The sequence below is a fragment of the Candidatus Desulfatibia sp. genome (assembly GCF_036446775.1).
GTDB lineage: Bacteria > Desulfobacterota > Desulfobacteria > Desulfobacterales > UBA11574 > Desulfatibia_A.
On sequence record NZ_JAZFTO010000067.1, the window covers coordinates 1 to 8,112 of the forward strand.

An 8,112-nucleotide genomic window follows, 5' to 3' on the forward strand; every position below is an offset into this window, starting at 1 on the left:
CCGCCAAACTGCGCCTTACCGCCTAAGGGCTGCTGGGTCACCAGTGAATAAGGTCCAATAGACCGTGCGTGTATTTTGTCATCAACCAGATGATGGAGTTTCAATACATACATTTTACCGACGGTGATCTTTCCTTTAAAAGGTTCGCCGGTACAACCGTCATACAGCGTGGTCTGAGCGGTCGAATGGAATCCCGCTTCCTCGAGAAGATATTTAATTTCATCCTCCTTGGCGCCGTCAAAAACCGGAGTGGCCATGTGAACACCGTCCTTATAATGATCTGCAAACTCGCACAGGCGTTTATCGTCAAATTCGTCGATCATCTCCTGAACAGGCTCCTCGGAGAATATCCGCTTCATTTTTTTACGCAGCTCTTCAAGTTTCTTTTCTTCAAGCAACCGGTTGATCTGCTTGCCAAGTTCTTTGGCGGCACATCCCAAATGAATTTCCAGAACCTGACCGACATTCATGCGTGAAGGTACGCCCAAGGGGTTTAATACCATATCAACCGGCGTTCCATCTTCAAAATAAGGCAGATCTTCCTGGGGAAGAATTCTGGACACAACGCCCTTATTGCCGTGGCGACCGGCCATCTTGTCGCCCACCGACAATTTCCGTTTCATGGCTACATACACCTTGACCATCTTAATCACGCCCGGCGGCAGATCATCACCTTTATCAAAGCGGATAGCCTTTTGCTCATACTCCTGCCGGCAAAGTTCGTTTTGAATCCGGTATTGCTCCAGAATATCGTGAACTTTTTCCGTATGTTTGGGGTTTTTTAATACAATACCCTCCAGCTGGGCAATAGGTATCTTGGCCAGCATCTTGGCATCTATCTTGCCGCCCTTTGGAATTAGTACTTTTTTGCCTTTCTTCAAATATGTATAACATTTTTTTCCGATCAGCAGTTTCTCAAGCTTAGCGCGTACAATATTTTTAATAACGGCAAGTTGATCATCTCGATCTTTTTCAAGATTAAAGATCTCCTCTGCTTGAATCAAACGGGAACGTTCATCCTTTTCAATACCCCGCCTGGAGAACACTTTGGCATCAATAACAACCCCCTGGACACCGGGAGGTACCCGCAGAGAAGTATCTTTAACATCCCCGGCTTTTTCGCCGAAAATGGCACGCAGAAGTTTTTCTTCAGGCGAAAGCTGAGTTTCCCCCTTGGGTGTGATTTTCCCTACCAGAATGTCTCCTGATCTTACTTCAGCGCCCAGTCTTATAATCCCGCTTTCATCCAGATCTTTTAAAGCTTCCTCACCAACATTGGGAATGTCTCGTGTAATATCTTCTCTTCCTAACTTGGTATCCCTGGCAACGATTTCAAATTCTTCAATGTGTACGGATGTATATACTCCGTCCCGATGCAGCCTTTCTCCGACCAAAATCGAATCTTCAAAGTTATAACCACCCCAGGGCATAAATGCTACCGTTATGTTCTTCCCCAGAGCCAGCTCCCCCTGTTCTGTCGCCGGTCCATCGGCAATGATTTCTCCGGTTTTCACATGCTGCCCCTTGGTAACAATGGAACGCTGGTTGAAGCATGTATTCTGATTGCTGCGTATAAATTTAGCAAGGTTGTAAACCTTCACCGGCATTTTGGAACCGTCACCCTCGCCGTCCGCATCATCATGTTTTATGACGATACGGGCAGCATCCACATCCATTACAATACCGTCGCTCCTGGCCACGACGGTAACACCCGAGTCTTTAGCCACAACACCCTCGATACCCGTACCTACCAGAGGTGCCTCACTGACAATCAACGGAACCGCCTGGCGCTGCATGTTTGATCCCATCAAAGCCCGGTTGGCGTCGTCATTTTCCAGAAAAGGGATCAAAGATGCGGATACGCTTACCAACTGATTGGGAGAGATATCCATCAACTCGATCTCATCGGCTTTGACCATCATGAACTCTCCGGCCACCCGGGATGAAACCACCGGATTGACATATTTCCTGTTTTTATCAACAGGGGCATTGGCCTGGGCAATGGGATGCGCCTTTTCTTCAAAGGCACTAAGGAATTTGATTTCATCACAAAGCGTCGCATCTTTAACAACGTTGTAGGGAGTTTCAATAAACCCGAATTCATTCACACGCGCATACGTGCTGAGTGAGACTATCAGGCCGATGTTGGGTCCTTCCGGCGTTTCGATAGGGCAGATGCGACCGTAATGGGAAGGATGCACGTCGCGGACCTCAAATCCGGCACGTTCACGGGTTAGTCCACCAGGTCCCAGCGCACTCAGACGCCGTTTATGGGTCGTCTCTGAAAGTGGATTTGTCTGATCCATAAACTGGCTGAGCTGACTTGTCCCGAAAAACTCTTTAACTACAGCGGAAACCGGTTTGGGATTAACCAGATCGTGGGGCATCAAGGCATCTACTTCTTGAAGGCTCATGCGCTCCTTAATCGCCCGTTCCATGCGTACCAGTCCTATACGGTACTGATTCTCAAGAAGTTCACCGACCGCTCGGACTCGCCGGTTCCCTAAATGATCGATGTCGTCAACGGCCCCTTGAGTGTCCTTGAGCTCCACTAGAGTTTTAGCCGTCAAGAGTATATCTTCTTTGCGTAAGGTTCTTATGTCAACGGAGATATCGACGCCGAGGCGCAAGTTGATCTTCATCCGGCCGACACCGGAAAGATCGTAATATGAAGACTTGAAAAACATGTTGTCCATAAAATCCTGGGCCACTTCCGGAGTTGCAGGATTTCCGGGCCTGAGGCGCCGGTAAATCTCAATAAGTGCGTCTTGTTTGGTCTCGACTTTGTCCATCAGAAGCGTTTTATGTATCGAGTCACTGCTGGTCACACCGTCGATTAATAGCAATTCGAATTCCTTGATACCGGCAGCGCTTAAAGCCTGGAAAACTTCTTCATCAAGCGTCTCGTTTGCTTTTATAATCGGCTCGTTGCTTTTGGAATCCACAATTGTCGAGGCGAATACTTTGCCCAAAAGGTCTTCTATGCCTACCGGGATCTTGTCCACTTTTGCGGATTTCAACCGGCTGATGGCAGTCTTGGTAAAAATGCGCCCTTTCATGACAATCGTATCGCCGGTTTCAGGGTTTTTGACACCACGGCTGGCGCGCTTTCCTTTCAGCAAGTCAGCATTAAACTCCTGGTAAATGCGTTTGCCTTTGACGGTATATCTTTTAGTCTTGTAAAAATAGGCCAGAATATCTTCAGTTGCATAGCCAAGGGCCTTAAAAAGAATCGTCACGGGAAACTTGCGCCGCCTGTCTATGCGGATATTGACGATATCCTTGGGATCGATTTCCATATCGATCCAAGACCCTCGCACGGGTATAATTCTGGCAGTATAAATAATCTTACCGCTGGAGTGCGTCTTGCCTTTGTCATGGTCGAAAAATACGCCCGAAGAGCGATGGAGCTGGCTGACCACTACACGTTCCGTACCATTGATGATAAACGTGCCTTTATCGGTCATCAAAGGAATCGTGCCGAAATAAATTTCCTGCTCCTTGATATCACGGATATTGGTAACCCCCGTCTCCTTATCGATATCATATACAACCAGCCTAACGGTGATACGAATAGGGATTTCATAGGTCATCCCCCGGTGCACACATTCCTGAACACTATGCTTCACCTCACCGAACCTGTATGACACAAACTCAAGGGAAGCACTTCCGGTAAAATCTTTTATGGGAAAAACAGACTTATAAACGGTCTGCAATCCGATGTCCTTGCGCTTTTCCGGCAAAACATCCATTTGCAAAAAGCGACTGAATGATTCCCGTTGAACTCCGATAAGATCCGGAATATCAACAATCTGACTTATTTTACCGAAGTTTTTTCTAATGCGCTTGCTTGCCAAAGGTCTTTCCGACATGGCGTCTCCAATACACAAATGGGTTGTGGTTTTTATAGGTGACAGGGGCAAGGTGTTACTTTATCTCAACCTGAGCACCGGTTCCTTCAAGCTGTTCCTTGATCTTTTTGGCCTCATCTTCAGGTATCCCTTCTTTGACGGGTTTGGGCGCCTCATCGACCAGGGTCTTGGCATCCTTTAAGCCCAGACCGGTTATGGCACGGACTTCTTTGATAACCTGAATCTTCTTGTCACCAAAACTTGTCAGAATAACATCAAATTCGGTCTGCTCATCTGCCTGTGCAGGACCGGCTGCCTCAGCAGGGCCTGCCGCCATCATAGCAACCGGAGCAGCGGCCGAAACTCCGAACTTTTCTTCCATTTCCTTTATAAGCTCGGACAGTTCTAGCACCGACATCTTAGCTATAAATCCAATTACTTCCTCTTTGGTAATATCCGCCATTTTATTTCTCCTCCAATAATAATGCTTTCAAATTTATCTAAAGCGATAGTAAATAATCTTATTTAATATCGTTGCACTGAATCTAAATTTTATTGTTATTTGTTATTTGTTATCTGTTATTCGTTATTAGGCTATATGTAGCTTCTTAATTTGGTGACTATAAAACGATAAAGTTACTTTTATCTGTTAACTATTAACCTATAACTTATAACTTATAACCGCCGGCCTCACGTCGCCTCTTTTTGCTCCTTTATGGCCGTAAGCACGTTTAGAAACTGCCCCGGTATGGCATTTAAGGTTCGCACAAAATTTGCGGGAACATTGTTTAGGGTCGCAAGCAATATCCCTAAAAGCACCTCGCGAGACGGCAGATTAGCCAGCGCCTTGATTGCGCTTAAGTCGAGCACTTTACCGTTCATGACGCCCATTTTGACTTCCAGGGCCTTATGCTCAACGGCAAACTCCGTCAACACTTTAGCAGGTGCAACCGGGTCATCATAGCTTATTGCAACGGCATTTGGTCCCGTAAAAATGTCTTTTATCAAGGCAACATCCGTCTCCTCCGAGCCTCTGACAAGCAGCGAATTTTTGACGACTTTATACTCAATATCAGAATCCTTGAGTTTTTTCCGCAAATTATTAATTGTCGATACGTCGAGCCCCTTGTAGTCTGTAACGATGACCACCTTGGATTTCGAAAATTTTTGTCGCAGATCCTCAACAATTTTTTTCTTTTTTTCAAGCTTCACAACTTAACTACACCTCCTTCCATCAATCCTAAAACCAGAAGGCAACACCTTTACTGCAAACAAAATGTCTCGGTAGGCCGGCCGGGCCGATTAAACACAAATAAAGCGCACCTACGGTCTTTGACAGGATTATTATTTGATTAAGTCTTGATGATCTCGTAAAAAGTCACGAATTCAACTATAGATGGCTAAGTAAAAAGGTTCATATACAAGGCGTAGTATTTTTTCAGGAACGAGGCCATACAGGTAGTATGCCGAGTGTCTGAAAAAATACTACAACGCAGTAGATGGGACTTTTTACGACGCCATCAAGTCTTTGATACTGGCCGGATCTATCTTGAAACCGGGCCCCATCGTCGTAGAAACAGCGATTCCTCTCAGATAAGTTCCTTTGCTTGAAGCCGGTTTGAGACGTATGATTGTTTCCAAAAAGGCCGTTGCATTCTGCACAATCTTTTCTACCCCAAACGAGACCTTGCCCATTGGAACGTGGACAATCCCTGCCTTTTCAACCTTGAAATCGATTTTTCCGGCTTTGAGTTCATTGACCGCCCTGGCGATATCAAAAGTAACTGTTCCGGTTTTTGCGTTAGGCATAAGGCCTCTGGGCCCGAGAAGTCTTCCTATTTTACCCACGGCACCCATCATGTCCGGTGTGGCAACGGCTTTGTCGAAGCCGAACCATCCACCTTTAATCTTTTCGACAAGGTCGTCATTGCCTACAAAATCGGCACCGGCATCAAGGGCTTCTTTTTCTTTCTCTCCTTTAGCAAATACGAGGACCTTTACTTCCTTGCCAAGACCGTTCGGCAGCACGACAGTTCCGCGAACCATCTGGTCAGCATGTCTCGGATCCACGCCCAGACGAACTGCAACATCAATGGTTTCATCAAATTTGGCATAAGAAGCGTCTAACGCCATTCTGACAGCCTCGTCAAAACCATGTTTTGTCCCGGCATTTGCTTTCTTAACTGCTTCTGAATATTTTTTACCCCGCTTCGGCATGTTCTCTTCTGCACCCCTTAGTTTCTTGTTTTTGTGTTGAGTCCCGGGTCTCAATGTGTGCAACTCACAACTTGCAGTTGGCAACCCGCAACATTCTTTATTCAGCAACCTCTATACCCATACTTCTGGCCGTTCCGGCAATGATTCTGCATGCGGCACTCAGATCATGAGCGTTTAAATCAACCATTTTCTGCTTGGCAATCTCTTCGACCTGCTGCTTGGTGACCTGGCCGACTTTCTCGCGTTTTGGATCACCCGCACCTTTGGCTATCTTTGCTGCTTGCTTTAAAAGGACAGATGCCGGCGGCGTTTTGGTAATAAATGTAAATGATCTATCCTGGTAGACCGTTATGACAACGGGTATGATCATCCCTTCATCATTGGCCGTCCTGGCGTTAAACGTCTTGCAAAAATCCATTATGTTTACACCATGCTGACCCAACGCAGGGCCGATTGGCGGCGATGGATTGGCTTTACCGGCCGTTACTTGAAGTTTTATCTGTGTAAGAACCTTTTTTGCCATTTTTTTAAATTTTCCTATATTCGTTAATTTAACCTTATAATTTTGCAACCTGTACGAATTCCAATTCCACCGGAGTTGCACGGCCAAATATGCTTACAAGCACCCTTATTTTACCTTTTTCAGGGTTAACTTCATCGACGGTACCGTTAAAGTTTTTAAAAGGGCCGTCTATAACGCGAATCTCATCCCCGGATTCAAAAAAGTATTTTGGCTGGGGCTTATCTTTACCTGCCTCCATACGTTTTATGATTTGTTCGGCTTCTTCATCAGAGATAGGGGCCGGTCTTTCTCTGCCACCCAAAAACCCGCTGACTTTGGCGGTATTATTAACAACGTGCCAGGTTTCATCATCAAGCTCCATTCGTATCAAGATATATCCGGGATAGAACTTACGCGCCGACGTCTTTCTTTTTCCTTTGACAAGCTCTACGATTTCTTCAGTGGGCACGAGCACTTCACCGAATTTTTCGGGATTATGAAAGGACGCAATACGTTCTTCCAAGGCTGCTTTGACCTTGCTTTCAAAACCCGAATATACATGGACGATATACCATTTAAGGGCCAATCTTCATCTCCCAAACGACTACTTTAGAACCAAGCGAAGCAGGCTCGATAAACCGACGTCAATCACACCCAAAAACAGCGATATGATCATAACCAGGATAATCACAACTACAGTGGAACTCATCGTCTGCTTACGCGTAGGCCATGTGACCTTTTTAAGCTCCACCTTAACTTCTCTGAGAAACTGGAGACTTATATCCAGGTAGTTTTTAATCTTCCCAGGTTCCGTACGAATTTTAGTCACAGTTTTCTTTGGTGGTGAAACTTGACTTTTTTTAGACTCCTTGACGGCCGCCAGCGGCAACGCCATCTGCTTGACAGCGCCATCATTTTTTACTTGCTGTAACGCCACTGCTACGGCTTTTTTTTGCTTCTTTTTTTTGGCGCTTACAGTTTTTTTTCTTTGTAGCCGTGCCATTATGCTCCCAAAATGGTCAAATCCAAAGGTCTCCAAGCTTGCAACCATCAAAGAAATTTATTTGTCTATGTCAATTAGCCGGGCTTAACTTGTTGTCTTTGGCAGGCCAGGAGGGATTCGAACCCCCAACACTCGGATTTGGAGTCCGACGCTCTACCATTGGAGCTACTGGCCTGTATCATTTCTTTTATTTGGTTTCTCTGTGCAAAGTATGTTTTCTGCAAAATCTGCAATACTTGCTGAATTCCAACTTGTCCGGCGTTGTGCGTTTATTCTTGGTCGTTGTGTAGTTTCTCCTTTTGCATTCGCCGCATGCAAGGGTAACAATTATTCTCACCAGAAAACTCCTTCGCCGTTATTCGATAATTTCGCTGACCACGCCGGCACCGACCGTCCGACCGCCTTCCCTGATGGCAAACCTGAGCTCTTTTTCCATCGCGATCGGCGTTATTAACTCCGCCGTAATCGTCACATTGTCACCGGGCATGATCATCTCCACGCCTTCCGGAAGCATCAAATTCCCGGTAACATCCGTCGTC

The 8,112-nt window shown here is 45.9% G+C and carries 8 protein-coding genes, 1 tRNA gene and 1 pseudogene; all 10 read right to left on the minus strand.

The annotated features are described in order from the left end of the window. The coding region (gene rpoB / locus V3S16_RS02970; RefSeq protein WP_413883188.1) for a DNA-directed RNA polymerase subunit beta at positions 1–3,872 on the minus strand (3,872 nt) is incomplete at its 3' end. A gap of 55 nt (positions 3,873–3,927) precedes the next feature. Next, a complete protein-coding gene (gene rplL / locus V3S16_RS02975) occupies positions 3,928–4,314 on the minus strand; it encodes a 50S ribosomal protein L7/L12 (protein WP_413883189.1) in 387 nt (128 codons plus the stop codon). Positions 4,315–4,541: 227 nt separating this feature from the next. Beyond that, a complete protein-coding gene (gene rplJ, locus V3S16_RS02980) occupies positions 4,542–5,063 on the minus strand; it encodes a 50S ribosomal protein L10 (protein WP_413883190.1) in 522 nt (173 codons plus the stop codon). Positions 5,064–5,360: 297 nt separating this feature from the next. After that, positions 5,361–6,068: a 50S ribosomal protein L1 gene (gene rplA / locus V3S16_RS02985; RefSeq protein ID WP_413883191.1), complete on the minus strand. Its 708-nt coding sequence runs from the start codon at positions 6,066–6,068 to the stop codon at positions 5,361–5,363. A gap of 97 nt (positions 6,069–6,165) precedes the next feature. After that, entirely contained in the window at positions 6,166–6,591 is a 426-nt protein-coding gene (rplK, locus tag V3S16_RS02990; RefSeq protein WP_413883192.1) for a 50S ribosomal protein L11, read from the minus strand. 34 nt (positions 6,592–6,625) lie between these two features. Continuing rightward, positions 6,626–7,156 carry a transcription termination/antitermination protein NusG gene (gene nusG, locus V3S16_RS02995; protein WP_413883193.1) on the minus strand — a complete coding sequence of 177 codons (531 nt, stop codon included), beginning with the start codon at positions 7,154–7,156 and terminating at the stop codon, positions 6,626–6,628. An 18-nt stretch (positions 7,157–7,174) separates the two neighbouring features. After that, positions 7,175–7,573: a preprotein translocase subunit SecE gene (secE, locus tag V3S16_RS03000; protein WP_413883194.1), complete on the minus strand. Its 399-nt coding sequence runs from the start codon at positions 7,571–7,573 to the stop codon at positions 7,175–7,177. A 99-nt stretch (positions 7,574–7,672) separates the two neighbouring features. Beyond that, positions 7,673–7,748, minus strand: a tRNA-Trp gene (locus tag V3S16_RS03005). A gap of 12 nt (positions 7,749–7,760) precedes the next feature. Beyond that, a complete protein-coding gene (gene rpmG, locus V3S16_RS03010) occupies positions 7,761–7,910 on the minus strand; it encodes a 50S ribosomal protein L33 (protein WP_413883195.1) in 150 nt (49 codons plus the stop codon). An 18-nt stretch (positions 7,911–7,928) separates the two neighbouring features. After that, a pseudogene (gene tuf, locus V3S16_RS03015) lies at positions 7,929–8,112 on the minus strand (elongation factor Tu); the annotation flags it as partial.

Bases quoted from the DNA above. Each gene is read 5' to 3' on its own strand.
- rplL (WP_413883189.1), bottom strand. From the start codon at position 4,314: ATGGCGGATATTACCAAAGAGGAAGTAATTGGATTTATAGCTAAGATG.
- rplA (WP_413883191.1), bottom strand. From the start codon at position 6,068: ATGCCGAAGCGGGGTAAAAAATATTCAGAAGCAGTTAAGAAAGCAAAT.
- rplK (WP_413883192.1), bottom strand. From the start codon at position 6,591: ATGGCAAAAAAGGTTCTTACACAGATAAAACTTCAAGTAACGGCCGGT.
- secE (WP_413883194.1), bottom strand. From the start codon at position 7,573: ATGGCACGGCTACAAAGAAAAAAAACTGTAAGCGCCAAAAAAAAGAAG.